The following is a 23,269-nucleotide window of genomic DNA, read 5'->3' as shown; positions in this document are numbered from 1 at the left end:
AATTAACTCACAACCTGAAATATAGCAACTGCGTAAATTGCAAATCTAACAAAACGCAATAAGCCAAAAAGAACTACTCCTTTTAACGGATACTTAATCATTCCTGCAGCTAAGCAAGTAATTGAAAAAGGAATTGGTAACAAAGCACCTACAACAATTAAAAATCCGCCCCATTTTTTAGTGTTTTTCAAATGTTTAGTCATCTTTGTTTCAAGGTAATTTTTAACTCTTTCAATTTTTAAAATTGCTTTTCCTAAAAAATAAGAAATTATACCTCCGGTATATGAAAATAATGCCAGCAATGTTAAGTTAAAAATTGGTTCAGAAGTTTTCTTGGTCCAAGCAATAAATATTTCTGGCGGAAGCAATCCTAAAAAAATTTCAGAAAGAAAAAACACTACAAATACTTGAACATTGCTAAATGTATCGGTAAAATGTTTTAAACCTTCATTAACATTATAAATATAATTATTAAACAGAAATAAAATAGCAATTATTGCAATTATTGGCCAAATAGCTTTTTTTAAACTTTTACCAACAAAAGCGTAAAATCCAGTATAAGAATAATACTGGTGTAACAATTTAATTCTTGATTTTTTTTGTGTTTTAGTAGTTTCCTTCATTTATATTTCTTCAATCTGCATTAATCGCAAAAGTATGTAGAATGATTTTAAATAGGAAACTATTTTTAAAGCAATTTATTTATTTAAAGAAAATTTAACATAAAAATCTACATAAAGAAAAATTACCCTTCTTTATCAATAATTGTTAAAGCCAAACGAATTTTAAAATACTCTATTTCTGCATTAAAATACTCAAAATATGGTTTTAAAGCTTGTGGACTTTCTAATTCATCTTTCGCTTTACTCACTTGCTCTACCTCATCTTTAGTTACAAAATTATAAATATCAATATCTTTTCCATCAGTATATAGTTTAGCTAAATGAGAAAAAATAGTGGTAGTTTTTAAATTACGCTTTTCGGCAATTTCATCTATAGATAAACCTTCTTTATACAACTCGTAAGTTACTTTGTGTGTATCGTTCTTTTTACGTTTTTCTACTTTTTCATTCATAAATGAAGTGATTTCAGCAATAAACTCATCCCCATAAACTTCTAACTTTCGCTGTCCTACGCCGTTAATTTCCAACAAATCCGCTTCACTCATTGGTCTGGCTCTTTCCATTTCTTTTAAAGTGGCATCACTAAAAACCAAATATGCCGGAATATTTTCATCCAAAGCAATTTTTTGACGTAATTTACGTAAACGTTCAAATAATGTATCCTTTTTTGCTTTGGTTGTTTTTGGTTCTTTTTTATTTATGATTTGCTCTTGTATTTCTACCGGACGAGTTAAATTCACAACTTCATTTTCGAACAAAACTTTTTTTGAAAAACCGGTTAACTGTAGCGCATTATTTTTATGAAAAGCCACTTCGCAATAGCCTTGATTTATTAATTGAATAATATATTGCTGCCAATCTCTCCAGGAAATATCCTTACCTATACCATGCGATTTTAATTTATCGTATTTTTTATCTAAAACAGTAGCATTGTGAGCACCTCTCAAAACATCAATCACAATTCCTGTTGCTTCATTTTCTTTTAATCGGGTAATTACTGAAAGTGCTTTTTGTGCAATAATTGTACCGTTAAAAAATTGAGGTGGATTTATACATACATCACAATTTCCACAGTTTTCATATAACAATTCTCCAAAATAGCTTAACAAAATTTTTCTTCGACACGTAGTTGCTTCAGAAAATTGTTTCATCCGTTCCAACTTAGCAACTTGAACATCTTCATTACTAACTCCACTTATAAATTTCCGAAGTTGAATAACATCTGAATAACTATGAAACAATAAAGCATTTGCTTTTAAACCATCTCTTCCGCATCGCCCAATTTCCTGATAATAACCTTCAATATTTTTTGGCATATTGTAATGTATTACCCAACGTACATTCGATTTATCTATTCCCATTCCAAAAGCAATAGTAGCACAAACTACTTGTGTTTTATCATAAATAAAATCTTCTTGAGTTTTTGTTCTCTCCACAAAATTTAATCCGGCATGATATGCAGCAGCCGAAATCCCATTTTGCTTTAATTTTAAAGCCAATTGCTCGGTAGATTTTCGGCTTAAACAATAAATAATACCAGCTTCATCAGGTTTTTTATTGATAAATTTTATGATTTGTGAAACTCTATCATTTGCAGGACGAACTTCTAATTCAATATTTTTTCGATCAAATGAAGATAAAAATTGTGTTGCATTTACAATATTTAATTGCTGAATAATATCTTGCCTTGTAGCTTTATCAGCTGTTGCTGTTAAGGCAATAATTGGTGTATTGGGTAATGATTGTTTTAAAAATCCCAGTTGCTGATAAGATGGACGAAAGTCGTGTCCCCAAGAAGAAATACAATGTGCTTCATCAATAGCAATACAACTTATATATTGTTCTGTTAAAATATTTCCCAACAAGCTTAAACTCTCAGGAGCAACATATAATAGTTTTATTTCTTTGTTAATTACTTTATCAAAAATAGCATTTTGCTCATGACTTTCCTGACTACTATTAAAAAAATCTGCTGAAATTCCATTTGCATTTAAGCCATCAACTTGATCTTTCATTAAAGCAATTAACGGAGAAATCACCAAAGTTAATCCTTCAAATAATAATGCAGGTAACTGAAAACAAATTGATTTTCCTCCTCCTGTTGGCATAATAACCAAATTATCGTTTTTGGAAAGAACAGATTCAACTATCTTTTGTTGTTGATCTCTAAAACTATCATATCCAAAGTATTTTTTTAAAACAGGAAGTAGTTTTTCTTGAGTTTCCTTTAATAGCATGTTATTTTTCAATATTTAAAACTTCACAGCAAATGTATGTTTTTATTTTAACAGGATAATTGAGATTACTGCATACTAAGAAATGGCAAAAGGAATTCTGATTATACTTCTACTATGCTCAGTAACCATCTATCTAATAAAAGGACATAAAAAAATCCGGTTTAAAACCGGATTTTCTTCAAATTTAAATTAAAAAACCTTTATTTAACATATGCATCAGAGTGTACTTTTGCTACAGCTCTTCCTGATGGATCATTCATATTTTTAAAACTTGCATCCCATTCCAAAGCAATTTTAGTACTACAAGCTACCGACGCTTCTTGAGGAACACTTAAAGCGGCTGCATCTGAAGGAAAATGCTCTGCAAAAATTGAACGGTAATAAAATTCTTCTTTATTGGTTGGTGTTTGAATTGGAAACTTATATTTAGCATTTGCCAACTGATCGTCAGTAACTTTTTCATTAACAATTTCTTTCAAAGTGTCAATCCAACTGTAACCAACACCATCAGAAAATTGTTCTTTTTGTCTCCAAGCTACGCTTTCAGGTAAATAACTTTCAAAAGCTTTACGCACTACCCATTTTTCCATACGTTCACCGTTAATCATTTTATCTTGCGGGTTAATTCGCATGGCAACATCCATAAACTCTTTGTCTAAAAACGGAACACGACCTTCAATTCCCCAAGCTGCAAGACTTTTATTTGCTCTCAAACAATCGTACATATGTAATTTACTCAATTTACGAACAGTTTCTTCATGAAATTCTTTTGAGTTTGGCGCTTTATGAAAATATAGATAACCTCCAAATAGCTCATCGGCACCTTCACCTGATAATACCATTTTTATTCCCATAGATTTAATAACTCTAGCCATTAAATACATTGGAGTTGAAGCTCTAATTGTAGTTATATCGTATGTTTCAAGGTTGTAAATTACATCTTTTATAGCATCTAAACCTTCTTGAATTGTAAATTTAATTTCGTGATGTACAGTTCCAATATGATCTGCAACTTTTTGTGCAGCAGCCAAATCAGGAGAACCTTCTAAACCTACTGAAAATGAGTGTAATTGTGGCCACCACGCCGCTTGTGTGTCATCAGACTCTACTCTTTTACCGGCATATTTTTTTGCAATTGCTGAAGTAACCGAAGAATCTAAACCTCCTGAAAGTAACACACCATAAGGCACATCAGACATTAGTTGACGATGGACTGCTGCCTCTAATGCATCGTGAATTTCATCAATACTGGTTTGATTTTCTTTTACTGCATCGTACTCCATCCAATCTCTACTGTACCATCTTTTCAATTCACCATCTTTACTTGATAAATAATGTCCCGGAGGAAATAACTCAATTTTAGTACAAACACCTTCTAAAGCTTTTAATTCGGAAGCAACATAAAATGTTCCGTTAGCATCCCATCCCATATATAAAGGAATAATTCCCATATGGTCACGAGCTACAAAATATTCATCTTTTTCGACATCATAAATTGCAAAACCAAAAATCCCATTCATTTCATCAATAAAATCAGTACCTTTTTCTTTGTACAACGCTAAAATCACTTCACAATCAGATTCAGTTTGAAAATTATATTTTCCTACAAATTGTTTACGTAATTCTCTGTGATTATAAATTTCACCGTTTGCAGCCAACACCAATTTACCATCTTCGCTATACAATGGTTGTTTACCCGAAACCGGATCAACAATTGAAAGTCTTTCATGAGCCAATATGGCTTTTTCATCGGCATAAATTCCACTCCAATCCGGTCCACGATGACGTACTTTTTTAGACATTTCCAATAACTGTGGTCTTAACACATCAGCTTTCTCTTTTAAATCGAACGCACAAACTATTCCGCACATAATTTTATTTTTATTTTATTATTTTAATAAGGCAAAAGTGCATTTTTAGTTTATATCTAAAAACACTATATGCTGTTTTAATTACATTTATAAATAATAAAGTTAATTTTAGTAATCATTTATAAGTAATTACATCTTTATTTATTCCTATTAATTAATATTTGAAATATGGTAAAATGTATTATCGAAAATAAAATTATATGCTATCAATTTATTCTTATTTTTGAAATTAATTATAAATCATTAATTAATGACTTTATTCACATTACTTTTTGCAAGTATTTTAGGAGGCTTAGCTGTTATTTTAGGTGCATTTGGAGCACATGCATTAAAAAAAATACTAACTGAAGAGCAGTTAAAGAGTTTTGAAACTGGTGTAAAATACCAAATGTACCATTCAATAGTATTATTAATTATCGGCTTTAATTTTAATCTAGAAACTACTGTAGAAAAATATATGATCTATAGTTTTGTTGCAGGCATAATTTTATTTTCTTTTAGTATTTATGGCCTTGTAATTTCTTCTGCAAAAAATAAAAAATTGCGTTTTTTAGGTCCGATTACACCTATTGGAGGTTTATTATTGATTATTGGTTGGTGCCTATTGTTTAATTCAATTTTAACTATAAATTATTAATATCACCCTTCATTTATTATTATATACCTAAACAATAAAAACAAACCTGTGTTTATTGCAAAAAATAAAATAGAGACAACAATAATAAACACCCAAATTAACATCTTTTTATATTTGTTTTTCATTGTTGTCATTACACCATTCACTCTATTTGTTTAAAAATTCATTTTTTTTCTGCTAATTGTTAAAACGCTACAATAGTGTTTTGTGTTAAATAATATCAATCAATTCAACTTCAAATTTCAAGATTGAAAAAGGTAGAATTTTTTCAGATATCAATTTATTTTCTAAAAGATCTTCCCTAACCATCTCTGGAAATATCTGCAAGCTTTCATCATAAGCTAAATGAGATGGAATAATTAAAATTGCTTTTTCTCCTTTTTCCATTAATTTAACTCCTTCTTCCAAACCTTTAATAACAGAATTACTTCCTATTTTAAAACTAAACTGTGTACCATCTTCTGTACTATCAATAACATCTCCATTTAAATATTCTACTACAAATTGAATTTTTACAGTTTTTAGATCTACAGGTTTTTCACCATCACCATCACTTACCTTTTTATAATAAAGTCCTGATGAAGTTCTATCCATATTTTCGATACTATTATCTGCTATATAATTATCAATGGAATCTTTTTCTATTTCTATCTGTTCTTCTTCAGTCTCAATTTTGACAATTTCATTTTCAATAATAAATATTGCATTGGATGGTATAATATCTTCATAATAATAATCGGCATAAGCTAATTGTGATGGAATGTAAAATTTAAATTTTTCACCTTCCTTCATTTTAGTTGATCCAAATCTTAAGCCAACAGGTATAAGTGAACCTCCTGTTATTTTATATTTTGCAGGTTTTCCTGAACCCGTATCTTCAGTAATGCTATCAATTTTTTTACCATTTAGAAGACTCATTTTATAGTAAACTGATACTATATCATCTTCTTCAACTTTTTCACCTGAAGTATTAGAATTAATTATTGTATAATAATAACCTTCTTCCGCTTTTTCAGCATTAATGTTATTACTATTTAAATACTCTAAAATTAATTTATCATCAATTTTTCTTTGATCTTTATAGTCGTTGTCATCATCTAAACAACTTTGTAAAACAACTAACGAAACCGACAATAGCAAAACCATCAATAGTAATTTGCTAAATTTTAATTTATTTTTTTCCATAAGTATGTGTTTATTTAAAATTGATTTATATAAACATTACGAAAATTGATGGCTAAACGCTACAAAACTAAATAACAGTTTACTGATTTATTTTGTTGTTTATATTTATAATAAGAAAAACCTTAATATGATGTTTTTTTGTAGATTTGACATCTTAATCAATCATATTTTAAATGAAACATTTCTTTTCTAGACTATTATTTATATTTTTTATAAGTTTTTTAGTAATAAATTGCAAAAAATCAAATTCAGAAGAAAAAGAAATAAATTACGTTCAGCAAAATTATGATAAAATAGAAACCACTATTACTATGCGTGATGGTGTAAAACTGTTTACTACCATTTATTCACCAAAAGATAAAAGTGTGTCTTACCCTATTTTACTTATGCGAACTCCATATAGTTGTAGTCCCTATGGACAGGATAAATACAGAAAAAACATAGGCCCAAACCAACACTTAATGAAAGAAGGAAATATTATTGTTTATCAAGATGTACGCGGACGTTGGATGAGCGAAGGTACTTATGACAATATGCGTGCTTATATACCAAATAAGAAATCAAAAAATGATATTGATGAAAGTTCCGATACGTATGATACTATTGATTGGTTAGTAAAAAACGTTGAAAATAATAATGGAAAAGTGGGCACTTGGGGAATTTCATATCCTGGTTTTTACAGTACTTATTCAACAATTGATGCACATCCTGCATTAAAAGCTGCTTCACCACAAGCTTGTATTGGCGATTTCTTTTTTGATGATTTTCACCATAACGGTGCGTATTTGTTAAGTTATTTTAGAGCTACAGCTCTTTTTGGAACACCTAAAAACAAACCAACCGATACTGCTTGGTATAAAATTCCCGATTTAAAAACCCAAGATCAATATCAATTCTTTTTAGATGCCGGACCGTTAAGCAACCTTAACAAGTATTTTCAATATGAAAAGTTAGATGATCCTACGCTTCAAAATAATGATAAAGTAGACGATTTTTTTTGGGAAGAACTTAAAGAGCATCCAAATTATGACACTATTTGGCAAAGCAAAGGAATTATTCAGCATTTAAAAAATATTAAATCTTCAGTCGCAACTATGATTGTTGGCGGAGAGTTTGATGCTGAAGATTTATATGGCCCATTAGAAACCTATAAAACCATTGAAAAATACAATCCTGACAATTACAACACCTTAGTTTTTGGACCTTGGAGCCACGGACAATGGGCAAGAACTAATCCGGAAAATAGTGTTGGAAATTATTATTTTGGCGATTCAATTTCATTAAAATTTCAAGCACAAATTGAAACAAAATTCTTTAATCATTTCTTAAAAGGAAATGGAAATAAAGACTCAGGGCTGCCTGAAGCTTATGTGTTTGATTCAGGTAAAAAAGAATGGAATTCGTACAATTCTTGGCCACCTGAAAATACACAAAAACAAACGCTTTATTTATCTGGAAATCAAAAACTAACTTTAACTAAAGAAAAAGAAACTGGTATTACTTTTGTTAGCGATATTAAAAAACCTGTTCCCTATTCAGAAGATATTAAAACAGTTTTTACACCAAAAAAATACATGACTGACGACCAACGTTTTGCAGCCAGAAGAAGTGATGTTTTAATTTTTGAAACTGATGTTTTAACTGAAAATCTAACTTTAGCCGGAGATATTTTAGCCAACTTACAAGTAGCCACTACAGGTACTGATGCTGACTGGATTGTGAAAATTATTGATATTCATCCTTCTGATGTTGAAGAAACAAATGAAAATATTCAAAATCATTTAAAACTAAGTAATTATCATTTAATGGTAAGAAGTGAAGTAATGAGAGGTAAGTTTAGAAATAGCTTTACGCATCCGGAGCCATTTGTTCCTAATAAAAAAACAACTGTAAATATCAAGTTACAAGATGTGTATCATACCATAAAAAAAGGACATAAATTACAAATACAAGTGCAAAGCACTTGGTTTCCTTTAATAGATTTAAATCCGCAAACGTATGTAGACAATATTTTTAAAGCAAAGCCTGAAGATTTTAAAACGCAAACTCATACAGTATTTACATCTTCAAATATTGAGTTTACTATTTTGAAATAGAACAGTAAAAGCTATTAATTATCAATGTTTTTAAGTGTTAAAACTCTACCTTTTGCTTTAATTTCTTCAGCAAATTCCATAATGGTTTTATCTCTGAATTTAGCCATTATATTTTTTTTAAAAGGCTCTACAATAAAGTGTACAGGACATGGGTTTTCAGAATCACAAGCATCTAAACCTAAAAAACACTCGTTTAATTTATTTAAACCATCAATATTTTCAATAATATCGCAAACGTTTCTATTACTATTCTTTTTTGTCAGATAAAAACCTCCGTTTGGACCTTTAGTTGAAGAAATTATTTTTCCACGAACTAATTGTTGAAATAATTTTGCCAAAAATGGACTTGGCACATCTATACTTTTTGATATTTGCTTTACACTTATTTTTTTATCTTTACTTGAATGTTCCGCTAAATACAGTGTTGATAATATGGCATATTTACTAGCACGTGATAACATAATTTATCTTTTTTTATTTTCTTTTGTTGTAAAATTAACAAAAAAAGATTAAAGAGTATTATATCTTTTTATATTTAGCCGTAAAATGCCTCATTATTGGAGCTTCTTCTACAATAACATATCCGGATTTAGCATCTTTCCTTGTATCATAAATATTTTTTAATGTTGCCGCAATGTAATCCATATGGTTATTTGTATACGTTCTTCTTGGTATAGCCAACCTAACTAATTCTAACTCAGGATACCTGTTTTCTCTAGTAACAGGGTCTCTATCTGCTAAAACTGTTCCAATTTCAACACTTCTAATTCCGCCAACAATATAAAGTTCTATTGCTAAAGCCTGGGCTCTGTATTCTTCTCTTGGAATTGTGGGCACAAATTTATTTGCATCTAAAAAAATAGCATGGCCACCAAATGGTTGTTGTACCGGCACTCCAAATTCAACCAATTTATTTCCTAAATAAGCAACTTGCTCTACCCTGCTTTCTAAATAATTAAACTCTGTAGACTCGTTTAAACCAACTGCCAAAGCACCCATATCACGTCCATTCATTCCTCCATAAGTAATAAATCCTTCAAACATAATATTAAAAACCGTTGCTTGTTTGAACACTTCTTTACTATTAAGAGCAATAAAACCTCCCATATTTACCAGTCCGTCTTTTTTAGCGCTCATAGTCATTCCATCACCATAAGAAAAGAATTCTTTAGCAATTTCTTTAATGGTTTTGTCTTGGTAACCAAGTTCACGTTTTTTAATAAAATATGCGTTTTCTGCAAAACGAGCTGCATCAAAGTATAAAAGAATTTCATATTCCTTACATAATTTAGACACTTCTTTTATATTTTGAATAGAAACCGGTTGTCCACCGGCACTGTTACACGTAATTGTTACAATTACAAAAGGAATTTTCTCTTTAGGATATTTTTTAAAAACTTTTTCTAATTTATTCAAATCTACATTTCCCTTAAAAGGATGAATTATAGAAGTATCAAAAGCCTCATCAATAGTACAATCTACAGCTGTAGCTTTTCTGAACTCAATATGTCCTTTTGTGGTATCAAAATGTGAATTTCCCGGTATAATATTCCCTTGTTTAACTAAAGCTGAAAACAATACATTTTCGGCCGCTCTACCTTGATGTGTTGGCAAAAAATACTTAAATCCGGTAATTTTTTTTACAGTTTTTTTAAGTTTTTTGAATGAAAGTGAACCGGCATAACTCTCATCTCCAACCATCATTTCTGCCCATTGTTTATCGCTCATTGCTCCTGTACCCGAATCGGTAAGCAAATCAATAAAAACTTTATCAGATGATAAATTAAATAAATTGTAATGCGCTTGTTTAATCCATTTTAAACGTTGTTCTTTTGTTGAGCGTTTAATTTGCTCAACCATTTTTATTTTATAGGGTTCTGCATATGGTAATTCCATAATAGATATTATTTAGTTTGAAGAATTGTATGTAAAAAGAAATTAATTTTTGTTGAAAAGACAAAAAGTAATTATATACTAAAGCATTCCGGGCGCTTTATGTTTAAATAGTGATTGAAGTATTTTTTATAAAAACTCAACTTTTTCATGTAATTACAAATTTATTGAATTTTAAAATCAATAACTAAAATTTTCGGTATTTTAAAGCTTTTTTTTTAATGACAATAGTCATTAAAAGTAACAAAAGTTACAATTATCTTTGCTATTGCATTGGTACATATAAATTTGTCTTAAAAATTTGATAATAAAACAGTAATATGACAATTATCATTACTTTTGCAAAACATTTATTTTAATAATAAAATCTATATAATGAACAAACTTCTTTCCGCAATATATTCAACCCGTTTAATGGCTGTTTTGTTTCTAGTTTTTGCTATATCAATGGGAGTTGCAACATTTATTGAAAATGATTATGGAACTGAAACTGCAAAAGCTTTAGTATACAATGCTTGGTGGTTTGAGGGAATTATGATTCTATTTGCCATAAACTTTTTTGGAAATATATTTAAATACAAATTATACCGAAAAGAAAAATTAGTAGTTCTGGCTTTTCACTTGGCCTTTTTTTTAATTTTAGTTGGCGCAGGTATTACCCGATATATAAGTTTTGAAGGTATTATGCCTATTAAAGAAGGTGCTGTAAGCAACACTTTTTTAACTGAAAAAAATTACATAAGTACTGTTATTAATGATGGCAATGAACAAAAAACACCTGTGCATCATAGTATATTGCTTTCTGCAATTGGCAACAATAATTACAAATATAATACCGATTTTAAAGGTCAGGAAGTTTCTATAAAACTAACTGATTACATTCCAAACGCTACCGATGTTTTTGAAGAAAATGAAAATGGAGATGAGTATTTACTTTTTGTCGAATCCGGTGCCGGTGGTAGACACAACCATTATATTAAAAAAGGAGCTTCAGAAATTGTACATGGCGTTTTGGTAGGTTTTGACGCACCTACACAAAATACAATAGATTTTAAAACTGTTGATGGTAATTTAAAAATTAAATCTGTAACCGATGGTTCATTTTTTAGAATGGCCGATAATTTTCAAGGTACCATTGTAAAAGATTCTATTCAAGATTTTTCATTATTAGCAGTACATTCAATTGCAGGTTTACAATTTGTGATTCCTAAAAATCCTATTAAAGGAAATTATAAAACCGTTTCAGGTAATAAAGATCAAAACTCTTTGGCTCAATTGGAATTTGATGTTACAACCGGTGGAGAAACCAAACATATTAAATTACGTGGCGGAAAATTTGCCATACAACAACCTACTCAATTTAGTGTTGGTAATCTTAATTTTAGAATGAGTTATGGCGCTATGCAAAAACAACTTCCTTTCAGCATAAAATTGAACGATTTTCAATTAGACAAATATCCGGGTTCTGAAAGTGCCATGTCTTACGCCAGTGAAGTAACTGTTATAGCTCCTGAAGAAACTTTTGATTTTAGAATTTTTATGAATCATATTTTAAATTATAAAGGATATAAATTCTTCCAGTCAAGTTACAATATTACTCCAGAATATGAAGAAACTCACCTTTCTGTAAATCACGATTTTTGGGGCTCAACAATAACTTATATTGGGTATTTTCTTTTATACGCAGGACTGATTTTAATTTTATTTATGAAAAACACACGTTTTGATTTTCTTAGAAAAAGTTTACAGAAAATTAGAACGAAAAAAGCAACTATATCAACTATTGCTTTGCTACTAATTTCATCTTTTACGTTTGCCCAACAACATAATCACGAGTTATCTGAATCTCAAATAGATTCGTTACTGTTAGCTAATAAAATTGATAAAATCCATACTCAAAAATTCAGCAAATTAGTAATACAAGATGCCGGTGGTAGAATGAAACCAGTACACACATACGCATCAGAATTATTAAGAAAAGTAAGTAAACACGATACTTATAGAGATTTAAATGCAACTCAAGTATTTTTATCAATACAACAAAACCCAAGAATGTGGTTTCAAATGCCTATAATTTATATAGAAAAAGGAGACACAAAACTAAGAGATTTAATTAATATACCTCACGATCAAAAATATGCTACATTGGCAAACTTTTTTGATGAAAAAGGAATGTATAAAATAGCTGAAGAACAACAAAAAGCTCAAAAAAGCAATATAAAAAGTAAGTTTGAAAAAGATGTGATTAATGTTGATAGACGAGTAAACCTACTCTATTCTGCAATAACAGGTGATATTTTAAGGATATTCCCTTTACCAAATGATGCTAACAATACTTGGGTTTCTCAAAACAGACTCAACACAGCCAACTTTAAAGGGCAAGATTCCGTATTTGTTCGTCAAATACTTCCTATTTATTTACATACATTATCAGAATCAAAAGCAACCAATGATTATTCTAAATCTGATCAAATATTAGACGGACTTACAAATTTCCAAAAGAAATACGGAAGTGCTGTTTATCCTTCAGAAAAGAAAATAAATTTAGAAATAGCGTACAATAAATACGATGTGTTTAAAAAGCTATTTAGCTACTATATGTATATTGGTACGTTAATGTTCTTTTTTGTAATATTCCAAATATTCAATAATAATAAAGTCATCAACTTTTTAATAAAAGCAAGTATTGCAATTATAATCGGGTTGTTTTTAATGCATACCGGAGGTTTAATTGCTCGTTGGATTGTTAGTGGACATGCACCTTGGAGTAACGCTTACGAATCTATGATTTACGTTGGATGGGCTACCATGTTATTCGGCTTTATTTTTGGAAGAAAATCATCTATGACCATTGCAGCAACAGCATTTTTAACAGCTTTTATTTTAATGGTTGCACATTGGAATTGGATGGATCCTGAAATTGCAAATTTAGTTCCTGTACTTAACTCGTACTGGTTAATGATTCATGTTGCCATAATTGTTGCGAGTTACGGACCTTTTGCTTTGGGTATGATTTTAGGTTTAATTGCCTTAATCTTAATGATTTTAACAACTGAAAAAAATAAGAATAAAATCGGTTTAATGATTAAGGAAATGACCATTATTAATGAAATGTCATTAACCGTAGGTTTAATAATGTTAACCATTGGTAACTTTTTAGGTGGCCAATGGGCAAATGAAAGCTGGGGGCGTTACTGGGGATGGGACCCAAAAGAAACTTGGGCTTTAATAAGTATAATGGTTTATGCCTTTGTACTGCATTTACGCTTAGTACCGGGATTAAGAAGTAAATTTATATTCAACGTTTTTTCAGTAGCTGCTTTTGCTTCTATTTTAATGACTTACTTTGGAGTTAATTTCTACCTGTCAGGCTTGCATTCTTATGCCAGCGGAGATAAAGCTATCACTCCAACTTTTGTTTATTACTCTGTTGCAATAGTATCTGTAATTTCAATTGTTGCCTACTTTCAATATAAAAAACATTATAAAAAATAAGTAAAACCGTTGCAAAAATGTAACTTTGCAAACCAACTAAAAATAATTTTTATAGTATGTTTAATAAGTATATAAAATTAGTAATTGCAGCCGGAATAGTAGTTTGGTCAATATTTCAATTTATTGACGGAAATATAATGAATGGTATTTCATTAGTATTATTAGCCGGTATTTTTGTGTTATTTTATTTTAAAAATGAATTTATATTATTAGCCTTTCTTCAATTGAGAAAGCAAAATTTTGCAGGTGCAAGTAAATGGCTGTCTTATATTAAAAAACCAAGTAGTGCTTTAGTTAAAAAACAAGAAGGTTACTATAATTTTTTACAAGGAATTATGGTGTCACAAACCAATATCAATCAAGCTGAAAAATACTTTAAAAAAGCTTTAAGTTTGGGGTTAAACATGAAGCATGATACCGCGATGGCTAAATTACAATTAGCTGGTATTGCAATGAGTAAAAGACGTAAACGTGAAGCTACAACTTTAATTAATGAAGCTAAAAAATTAGATACTCAAAATGTTTTAGCAGATCAAATTAAAATGTTAAAACAACAAATGAAAAAAATATAAAGTTTTGATATTAAAAAAAACGCAACCAATGGTTGCGTTTTTTTATTTTTTTATTCTAAAATAACAGCTTCCAAATCTTTATTATATTGAATTAGAAATACTCCGTTATTTTCAAAACTTCCAAATAACTTTTTATTATAATCAAACGTTGAAGAAATTCTTGTTGATTTCCCAGCTTTTAAACCATCCTCTAAATTTTTATTACTTGCTATTCTTACAATAGCGTCGTATGCCACATCAAACCCTCTAATTGCATACTTTGAAGGTATCGCATTATTTTTAGATTTGTATGATTTATAAAAACCTCTTGTATTTTTAGTATCCAAATCATAAAAATCGGTTGTAGGGAAAACAAAATTCAATTCTCCTAAAAAATTATTATCAACCTTATCAAAATTCTCTCCTTTATCTAAAGCAAATAATGTTATTTTAAACTCTTTATCTAAAACTTTTAAATTATTTACTGTAGCGGCAGTAGTTAAAACTTCATCACTCAATAACAGTACCCAATTATCACTGTCATTTTTTAATTTTTGAGAAATTTTTTCACTTGCTATATATCCTTTTTCAGGTTTTATTACAGCTATATTTTGAATGGAATCAAATGATTTTAAAATATTAACTATACGCCAAAGTTTACTTTGAGAATCAGTTTTACCATCGTTAACAACTATAATATTTTCTCCATTGTAATTTTCTTCTAAATAGCTTAACATTTTTTTTTCTAACAAATCCTCTTCCGGTGCAGATTTTATCAAATTAGAAGCCGATAATGTATTTTGCTTTTTAGAATAAACAGGTGCAATTACAGGAGCAGAAACATGTTTGGCAACCCAATATGCATTTTCAAAAAACAATGGACCTATAACTGCATCAACCTTATCAAAATCAATAGAATTAACAATAGATTTTAATTTATAGCTTGAGTTTTCAGTATCAACATAATTTACATGTATTTTAACTCCTTTTTTCACTAACGAATCAATAGCCATTTCAACTCCCAAATGAAAATCTGTTGTAATATTTAATAGTGAATTTGTTTTACTAAAATTAGAGATTACGGTAGAATCTATCAACTTATTTAATTGATATGGTAACATTACTACAACATTAATATCTTTATGCAAATTTAAATTTTCATAAAATATTTCAGCTTCGTTGCTATCAAGTTCTTCTTCTTCAATATTATTGGTTTCTTCAATCTCAGTTACGGGTTTTATTTTTAAAACCATTCCTAGTTTTAAACCTTCAACAAGTGTAGGATTTAAAGAAAGTAGCTGATCTACAGTAACATTATAACGTTTGGTTAAATTATATACGGTATCATCCTTAACAACAGTATGTATAACATAATTTAAAGTTTCTGTGGTTTTTGTAACATTTGCTTTCGGAATAATTAATTTCATTCCAACTTTTAATCCTTCTTTTAAACTCGGATTTTTAGCTATCAGATCATCAATGGTTACTCCAAATTTCTTTGAAATACCAAATAGAGTTTCTTTAGGTTTAACTAAATATAAATTATCGTCAGTTTTAACTTGTTCAACAACTTCTTTACCATAATTTTTATTGGGAACAATAATTACAGTATTTGGATCTGGTTTTCTACTTATTCCGGGATTTAATTTAAGTAAATCTCTTGTAGATAAATCGTACTCTTTAGCTATACTTTTCATAGTTTCGCCTTTTTTAACAGAGTATGAAATATACTTTTTTTGTTGTGCTGTTATTACTGCTGAAAACAAAAAAAGAAAGACAATTAAAAGTTTTATTCTTTTCATAAATTATTTTTTAAGCCGGGAATTTATTCCCACTCAATTGTTGCCGGTGGTTTAGAACTAATATCGTACACTACTCTATTAACGCCTTTTACACCATTTATTATTTGATTAGATGTTTTTTGTAAAAATTCGTATGGTAAATTTACCCAATCGGCTGTCATACCATCAGTAGATTCAACGGCTCTTAAAACAACAGCTTTCTCGTAAGTTCTTTCATCACCCATAACTCCTACCGAGTTTACAGGTAATAACATTGCACCTGCTTGCCAAACGCTATCATACAAACCCCATTCTTTTAAACCATTGATAAATATAGCATCTACTTCTTGTAAAATTCTAACTTTTTCAGCTGTTACATCACCTAAAATTCTGATTCCCAATCCAGGTCCCGGAAATGGGTGTCTTCCTAATAATTCATCATCAATCCCTAAAGATCTTCCAACTCTGCGAACTTCATCTTTAAATAACATTTTTAAAGGTTCAATAACTTTTAATTTCATAAAATCGGGTAAACCACCTACATTATGGTGCGATTTTATAGTTGCCGACGGTCCTCCATTTACCGAAACTGATTCTATTACATCAGGATAAATTGTTCCTTGCCCTAACCATTTTACATCTCTTAGTAAATGAGCTTCATCATCAAAAACTTCAATAAAAACCTTACCAATAGCTTTTCGCTTTTCCTCTGGATCAATTTTACCTTCCAATTCTTTCAAAAAACGTGCCGAAGCATCAACACCTTTAACATTAAGTCCCATATCTTTGTATTGCTCCAATACATTTTCAAACTCATTTTTTCGCAATAATCCATTGTTTACAAAAATACAATACAAATTATCTCCTATTGCTTTACTTAGTAGTGTTGCCGCCACAGTTGAATCAACACCTCCCGACAATCCTAAAACAACTTTATCATTTCCAACTCTTTCTTTCAGCTTTTTAACTGTTGAATCTACAAAAGACTCGGGAGTCCAAGTTTGAGCTATTCTAGCTATTTTAACTAAAAAGTTTTCAAGAATTTTCAATCCGTCTTTAGAATGATATACTTCCGGATGAAACTGAATTCCATAAGTAAGTTCATTTTCAATTTTAAATGCTGCATTCGCAACATCATGTGTACTGGCAATCAATTCAAAATGTTCAGGTAAATCTACAATGGTATCACTATGGCTCATCCAAACCTGACTATTTTCATTTACGCCATCAAAAAAAGGCTCGTTGTTTTTTATAAATGAAAGATTGGCTCTGCCATACTCACGTGTATTTGAAGCTGCTACTTTTCCACCAAAATTATGAGCCATAAATTGTGCTCCAAAGCAAACTCCCAACAAAGGTAATTTGCCTTTAATTGAAGTTAAATCGGGATGTGGAGCATCTTCAGCTCTAACTGAAAAAGGACTGCCTGATAATAGTACAGCTTTGTAATCTTCAATCTTAAAATTTTTACTGTTATATGGGAAAATCTCACAAAATATATTGAGTTCTCTAACTCTTCTCGCAATTAATTGCGTGTATTGTGAACCAAAATCTAAAATAAGTACCTTTTGTTGCATTCGCAAAAATAATATTTAAATAAATATACCATAAAACTTTAGCATTTTTTTTAGCGAAGTTATATTTTTTTCCACTAATTAAGTTATTAAAAAAATATTATGCTTCAAAATACTTAAATTTAACGCATTTAATATTCTACAACTCAAAAAAACATCATTAAAAAATAGTAAAATCTATTTTAAGGCACTTTTTAGCGGCTTTAAGAGACTTTTAATCATCTTACAAATTGTTGATAACTTAAAGCCTATAAACCTCAAATTCAATTTAATTAACAACTTGTTTCATTATATTTGTAAGTCATTTTTTATATAAAAAAGAACATATAGATTTTAAATATGAGTGAAGAAGCAAAAAAACACAATTATTCTGCCGATAGTATTCAGGCATTAGAAGGAATGGAGCATGTACGTATGCGTCCATCAATGTATATAGGTGATGTTGGTGTAAGAGGTTTACACCATTTAGTTTATGAAGTAGTTGATAATTCTATTGATGAAGCAATGGCAGGTCATTGTGATACGATAGATGTTATTATGAATGAAAATAATTCCATTTCGGTTAAAGATAACGGTCGTGGAATTCCGGTTGATATACATAAAAAAGAAGGTGTTTCTGCACTTGAAGTTGTTATGACTAAAATTGGTGCCGGTGGTAAATTTGACAAAGATTCTTATAAGGTTTCCGGTGGTTTACACGGTGTTGGTGTTTCTGTAGTAAACGCACTTTCCGATCATTTAAAAGCAACTGTATATAAAGACGGGAAAATTTGGGAACAAGAATACGAAAAAGGTAAAGCCTTATATCCGGCAAAATCAGTTGGTGAAACTTCTGATAAAGGTACAATGGTCACCTTTTTACCAGATAAAACCATTTTTAAAGAAACCATTGTTTTTAGTTATGATACTCTAGCTACACGTTTGCGTGAGCTTTCATTTTTAAACAAAGGTGTTACCATTACTTTAACTGATAAAAGAAATACTGATGATGAAGGTAATTTTATTTTTGATAAGTTTTATAGTGATGAAGGGCTACCTGAATTTATAAAATATTTAGATGCTACCAGAGAACAGCTAACAGCCGGTGTAATTGCAATGGAAGGTGAAAAAAATAGCATTCCTGTGGAAGTTGCTATGGTTTACAATACCTCTTACAATGAAAATTTACACTCTTACGTAAACAACATCAATACACACGAAGGTGGTACTCACTTATCCGGTTTTAGACGTGGATTAACCAGTACGCTAAAAAAATATGCTGAAACATCCGGAATGCTGGACAAACTTAAATTTGATATAGCCGGTGATGATTTTAGAGAAGGATTAACCGCAATTATCTCGGTTAAAGTTGCTGAACCTCAATTTGAAGGACAAACTAAAACAAAATTAGGAAACCGTGAAGTTACAGCTGCTGTTAGTCAAGCTGTTTCAGAGATGCTGAATGACTATTTAGAAGAAAATCCGTCAGATGCAAGAACAATTGTACAAAAAGTAATTTTAGCTGCACAGGCACGCCATGCTGCACGTAAAGCCCGTGAAATGGTACAACGTAAAACCGTTATGTCAATTGGCGGTTTACCAGGTAAATTAAGTGACTGCTCAGAAACAGACCCTGAAAAATGTGAAATTTTCTTAGTTGAGGGAGATTCAGCTGGTGGTACAGCAAAACAAGGACGAGACAGAGCTTTCCAAGCAATTTTACCTTTAAGAGGTAAAATATTAAATGTTGAAAAAGCTATGCAGCATAAAGTTTTTGAAAACGAAGAGATAAAAAATATGTTTACTGCTTTGGGTGTTTCAATTGGCACCGAAGAAGACAGTAAAGCATTAAACTTAGAGAAGCTTCGTTACAGTAAAGTAGTAATTATGTGTGATGCCGACGTAGATGGTAGCCACATTGCTACATTAATTCTTACATTCTTCTTTAGATATATGAAAGAATTAATTGAAAACGGACATATTTTCATTGCAACACCTCCATTATATTTAGTTAAAAAAGGACAAAAAAGAGAATATGCTTGGAATGATGACCAACGTGATTTAATTGCTCAAAAAATGGGTGGTGGTGCTTCAATCCAACGCTATAAAGGTCTTGGTGAAATGAATGCTGAACAATTATGGGATACAACTATGAATCCTGAATTTAGAACATTACGCCAAGTTTCAATTGATAATTTAACAGAAGCAGATAGAGTTTTCTCTATGCTGATGGGAGACGAAGTTCCTCCTCGAAGAGAATTCATCGAGAAAAATGCTGTTTATGCTAATATTGATGCGTAACATTCATTACACAACTTTGAAAAGACTGCTAAAAAGCAGTCTTTTTTTTATATATTTAAAATCAAAAGAAACTTTTTTTTCATTAAAGTTTAAAGTGCTGAAAATAAAATTATAAAAGCGTTAAAACAGCAATAACGATTTCGTAATTTCCCTGCATTTTAAAGATTTTTTTTTATGAAAAATAGTATTTTTACCAATAATTATAACTAAAAATAAACCTTAAAATATGAAAGTAACAGTAGTAGGAGCAGGTGCAGTAGGTGCAAGTTGTGCTGAGTACATTGCTATTAAAAACTTCGCTTCAGAAGTAGTCCTGATTGATATTAAAGAAGGCTTTGCCGAGGGTAAAGCTATGGATTTAATGCAAACTGCTTCTTTAAACGGATTTGATTCAAAAATTACAGGAGTAACAAATGATTATTCTAAAACTGCCGATAGTGATGTAGCAGTAATAACCAGTGGAATTCCTCGCAAACCGGGTATGACTCGTGAAGAATTAATTGGTATAAATGCCGGTATTGTTAAATCTGTTTCAGAAAGCTTAATCAAATATTCACCAAACTTAATTATAATTGTAGTTAGTAACCCTATGGATGCTATGGCTTACCTAACTCATAAATCTACCGGATTACCAAAAAATAGAATTATTGGTATGGGTGGAGCTTTAGATAGTGCACGTTTTAAATATCGTTTAGCTGAAGCTTTAGAATGTCCTCAATCTGACGTTGACGGAATGGTAATTGGAGGTCATAGTGATGTTGGCATGGTACCTTTAACAAGTTTAGCTGTTAGAAATAGTGTTCCTGTTACAGAATTTCTATCTGAAGAAAGATTGACTCAAGTTGCTGAAGAAACAAAAGTTGGTGGAGCAACTTTAACAAAATTACTAGGAACCAGTGCTTGGTACGCTCCAGGAGCTGCAGTATCAGAAATGGTAAAAGCAATTGCTTTAGATTCTAAAAAAATATTCCCTTGCTCTGCTTTATTAGATGGAGAATATGGTTTATCAGATATTTCAATAGGTGTACCTTGTATTATTGGTAAAAATGGAATTGAAAAAATTGTTGAAGTTAAGTTAACCGAAGCTGAAAAAAACAAACTTGCAGAAAGTGCTGTAGGTGTTAGAAATACTAACAGTTTATTAGGTTAATTTATACAATTAAACATTTTTTATAAAACTCCTCAAAATTTAAGTTTGAGGAGTTTTATTATTTTTATGACAATCCTGATATTATTCCATCACTATCAATAAACATATTTTCTGAAGCAGGATGCGAAGGTAAACCCGGCATACGCATCATTTGCCCTAAAATTGGAATAATAAACCTGGCTCCTGCTGCTATTTCAATTTCACGAACAGTAACAGTAAAATCTTTTGGCCGGCCTCTTAACACTTCATTATCTGAAAACGATTTCTGTGTTTTTGCCATGCAAATTGCAAAATCATTAAAACCAAGTGCTTCAATTCTATTTAGATTTAGTTGGGCTTTTTTATCAAAATCAACTTTTTTGGCCCCATAAATTTCTTTTGCTATAATTTCAATTTTTTCTTTTACCGGTAACTTCCAATCATAAAGAGGTTTAAATTCTTTTGAATTCGACTCAACAATATCTACAACTGCTTCTGCCAACTCTATTGTTCCTTCTCCTCCTTTTTCCCAACCTTCAGAAACCACAGCTTTAACACCTAATTTTTTGCAATTTTCAATTATAAATTCAACTTCTTCAACGCTGTCATCTATAAACGAATTTATTGCAACTACAGGTTCAATATTAAATTTTCTAATATTTTCAATATGTTTCTCCAAATTGCAAAAACCTGCTTTTACATAATCTAAGTTTGGCTTACTATGCTCTTCTTTTTTTGCACCTCCATGATGGCGTAAGGCTCTGATTGTAGCAACTAAAACAACGGCCTTTGGCTTAAGCCCGGCTGCTACACATTTTATATTCAAAAATTTCTCTGCACCCAAATCGGCTCCAAAACCGGCTTCTGTTATTACATATTTTGAAAGAGACAACCCCATTTTAGTTGCAATAATAGTGTTTGTTCCTTGTGCAATATTAGCAAAAGGACCACCGTGAATAATTGCAGGATTCTCTTCTAAAGTTTGTACTAAATTTGGCTTAATAGCATCTTTGAGTAAAATAGCCATAGCATTTTCAGCTCTTAAATCACGTGCAAAAATTGGTTGTTTATCAAAAGTAAATCCAACAAAAATATCACCTAAACGCTTTTTTAAATCGTTAAAATCATTAGCCATACATAGTATTGCCATAATTTCTGATGCCGGCGTAATATTAAATCCATCTTCACGCGGAATTCCATTGGCAGTACCTCCAAGTCCAACAATAATATTCCTCAAAGCTCTATCATTCATATCAATAACTCTTTTCCATAAAATTGTACGAGGATCTATATTTAAATTTCCTACTTTACTTTGTAAATTATTATCAATTAATGCCGAAAGTAAATTATTTGCTTTTTCAACAGCATTAAAATCTCCTGTAAAATGAAGATTGATATCTTCCATAGGCACAACCTGAGAATAACCTCCGCCTGCTGCACCACCTTTTATTCCAAAAACCGGTCCCAACGAAGGTTCTCGTAAAACAACTGTAGCTTGTTTTCCTATTTTATTTAACCCTTCTGTTAAACCAATAGAAACAGTAGTTTTACCTTCTCCTGCCGGTGTTGGAGTTATTGCTGTTACTAAAACTAAGTTATTATGCTTAATTTTTTCTTCATCAATTAACGATAATGGCAATTTAGCTTTGTATTTTCCATACAACTCTAAATCGTCTTCTTTTATTCCTATTTTTTTTGCAATTTTCTTTATAGGTTTTAATTCTTTTCCTTGTGCTATTTCTATATCTGAAAAAAGTTTCATTTTCTAAAAATTTAAGACTCAAATATATAAATTTCATATTTTAGATTGACAATAAATAAACAAGTGATAATTTAAAGCCATAAAAAGCGAAAAAGAATTGTTAGTTCCTGTTTGAAATTATATATTTGCACGTTTATTACAAATGAAGTTTATTA

15 protein-coding genes are annotated in these 23,269 nt (G+C 30.3%); 6 read left to right on the top strand and 9 right to left on the bottom strand.

Annotation, left to right across the window (positions count from 1 at the left end):
- Positions 1–2 precede the first annotated feature (2 nt).
- From HGB55_RS07615 to asnB, 3 genes are all read right to left on the bottom strand, one after another.
- On the bottom strand, positions 3–623 hold the full coding sequence (locus HGB55_RS07615) for a YqaA family protein (protein WP_168816231.1): 621 nt from the start codon (positions 621–623) through the stop codon (positions 3–5).
- A 122-nt stretch (positions 624–745) separates the two neighbouring features.
- Complete coding sequence (gene recQ / locus HGB55_RS07610) at positions 746–2,860, bottom strand: DNA helicase RecQ (protein WP_168816229.1); 2,115 nt, start codon at positions 2,858–2,860, stop codon at positions 746–748.
- A gap of 200 nt (positions 2,861–3,060) precedes the next feature.
- Positions 3,061–4,731 carry an asparagine synthase B gene (gene asnB, locus HGB55_RS07605; RefSeq protein ID WP_168816227.1) on the bottom strand — a complete coding sequence of 557 codons (1,671 nt, stop codon included), beginning with the start codon at positions 4,729–4,731 and terminating at the stop codon, positions 3,061–3,063.
- A gap of 250 nt (positions 4,732–4,981) precedes the next feature.
- Between asnB and HGB55_RS07600 the strand changes: the two genes are divergently transcribed.
- The gene (locus HGB55_RS07600) at positions 4,982–5,368 is read left to right on the top strand and encodes a DUF423 domain-containing protein (protein ID WP_168816225.1); all 387 of its coding nucleotides are present in this window, start codon (positions 4,982–4,984) and stop codon (positions 5,366–5,368) included.
- Positions 5,369–5,578: 210 nt separating this feature from the next.
- Here the strand turns inward: HGB55_RS07600 and HGB55_RS07595 are convergent, their stop codons facing one another.
- A complete protein-coding gene (locus HGB55_RS07595) occupies positions 5,579–6,553 on the bottom strand; it encodes an FKBP-type peptidyl-prolyl cis-trans isomerase (RefSeq protein WP_168816223.1) in 975 nt (324 codons plus the stop codon).
- A 173-nt stretch (positions 6,554–6,726) separates the two neighbouring features.
- On the opposite strand from HGB55_RS07595, the gene HGB55_RS07590 reads away from it, so the two are divergent.
- Positions 6,727–8,649 (top strand): CocE/NonD family hydrolase, encoded by a 1,923-nt coding sequence (locus HGB55_RS07590; protein ID WP_168816221.1) that lies wholly within the window; start codon positions 6,727–6,729, stop codon positions 8,647–8,649.
- A 14-nt stretch (positions 8,650–8,663) separates the two neighbouring features.
- Here HGB55_RS07590 and HGB55_RS07585 read toward each other — a convergent pair whose 3' ends face one another.
- Together HGB55_RS07585 and HGB55_RS07580 are read right to left on the bottom strand one after the other, a co-directional pair.
- Positions 8,664–9,110, bottom strand: coding sequence for an Rrf2 family transcriptional regulator (locus tag HGB55_RS07585; protein WP_168816219.1), 447 nt, complete (start codon positions 9,108–9,110; stop codon positions 8,664–8,666).
- Positions 9,111–9,168: 58 nt separating this feature from the next.
- Positions 9,169–10,545 (bottom strand): tryptophanase, encoded by a 1,377-nt coding sequence (locus tag HGB55_RS07580; RefSeq protein ID WP_168816217.1) that lies wholly within the window; start codon positions 10,543–10,545, stop codon positions 9,169–9,171.
- A gap of 372 nt (positions 10,546–10,917) precedes the next feature.
- On the opposite strand from HGB55_RS07580, the gene ccsA reads away from it, so the two are divergent.
- Positions 10,918–14,037, top strand: coding sequence for a cytochrome c biogenesis protein (gene ccsA, locus HGB55_RS07575; RefSeq protein WP_168816215.1), 3,120 nt, complete (start codon positions 10,918–10,920; stop codon positions 14,035–14,037).
- 56 nt (positions 14,038–14,093) lie between these two features.
- A complete protein-coding gene (locus tag HGB55_RS07570) occupies positions 14,094–14,609 on the top strand; it encodes a DUF2892 domain-containing protein (protein WP_168816207.1) in 516 nt (171 codons plus the stop codon).
- A 50-nt stretch (positions 14,610–14,659) separates the two neighbouring features.
- On the opposite strand, the gene HGB55_RS07565 is transcribed toward HGB55_RS07570, so the two are convergent.
- Positions 14,660–16,390 carry a LysM peptidoglycan-binding domain-containing protein gene (locus HGB55_RS07565; RefSeq protein ID WP_168816205.1) on the bottom strand — a complete coding sequence of 577 codons (1,731 nt, stop codon included), beginning with the start codon at positions 16,388–16,390 and terminating at the stop codon, positions 14,660–14,662.
- Positions 16,391–16,413: 23 nt separating this feature from the next.
- Positions 16,414–17,946 carry a glutamine-hydrolyzing GMP synthase gene (gene guaA / locus HGB55_RS07560; protein ID WP_168816203.1) on the bottom strand — a complete coding sequence of 511 codons (1,533 nt, stop codon included), beginning with the start codon at positions 17,944–17,946 and terminating at the stop codon, positions 16,414–16,416.
- Positions 17,947–18,282: 336 nt separating this feature from the next.
- Between guaA and gyrB the strand changes: the two genes are divergently transcribed.
- Positions 18,283–20,223 carry a DNA topoisomerase (ATP-hydrolyzing) subunit B gene (gene gyrB / locus HGB55_RS07555; protein ID WP_168816201.1) on the top strand — a complete coding sequence of 647 codons (1,941 nt, stop codon included), beginning with the start codon at positions 18,283–18,285 and terminating at the stop codon, positions 20,221–20,223.
- Between the two features lie 226 nt (positions 20,224–20,449).
- Positions 20,450–21,373 (top strand): malate dehydrogenase, encoded by a 924-nt coding sequence (gene mdh / locus HGB55_RS07550; RefSeq protein ID WP_168816199.1) that lies wholly within the window; start codon positions 20,450–20,452, stop codon positions 21,371–21,373.
- A 64-nt stretch (positions 21,374–21,437) separates the two neighbouring features.
- On the opposite strand, the gene HGB55_RS07545 is transcribed toward mdh, so the two are convergent.
- Positions 21,438–23,114, bottom strand: coding sequence for a formate--tetrahydrofolate ligase (locus tag HGB55_RS07545; RefSeq protein WP_168816197.1), 1,677 nt, complete (start codon positions 23,112–23,114; stop codon positions 21,438–21,440).
- Positions 23,115–23,269: the final 155 nt, after the last annotated feature.

The organism is Lutibacter sp. B1 (assembly GCF_012524075.1).
In the GTDB taxonomy this organism is placed as follows: Bacteria; Bacteroidota; Bacteroidia; order Flavobacteriales; family Flavobacteriaceae; genus Lutibacter.
The sequence above is the reverse complement of the archived record's forward strand: the minus strand, read 5'-3'. Positions and strand labels throughout refer to the sequence as shown.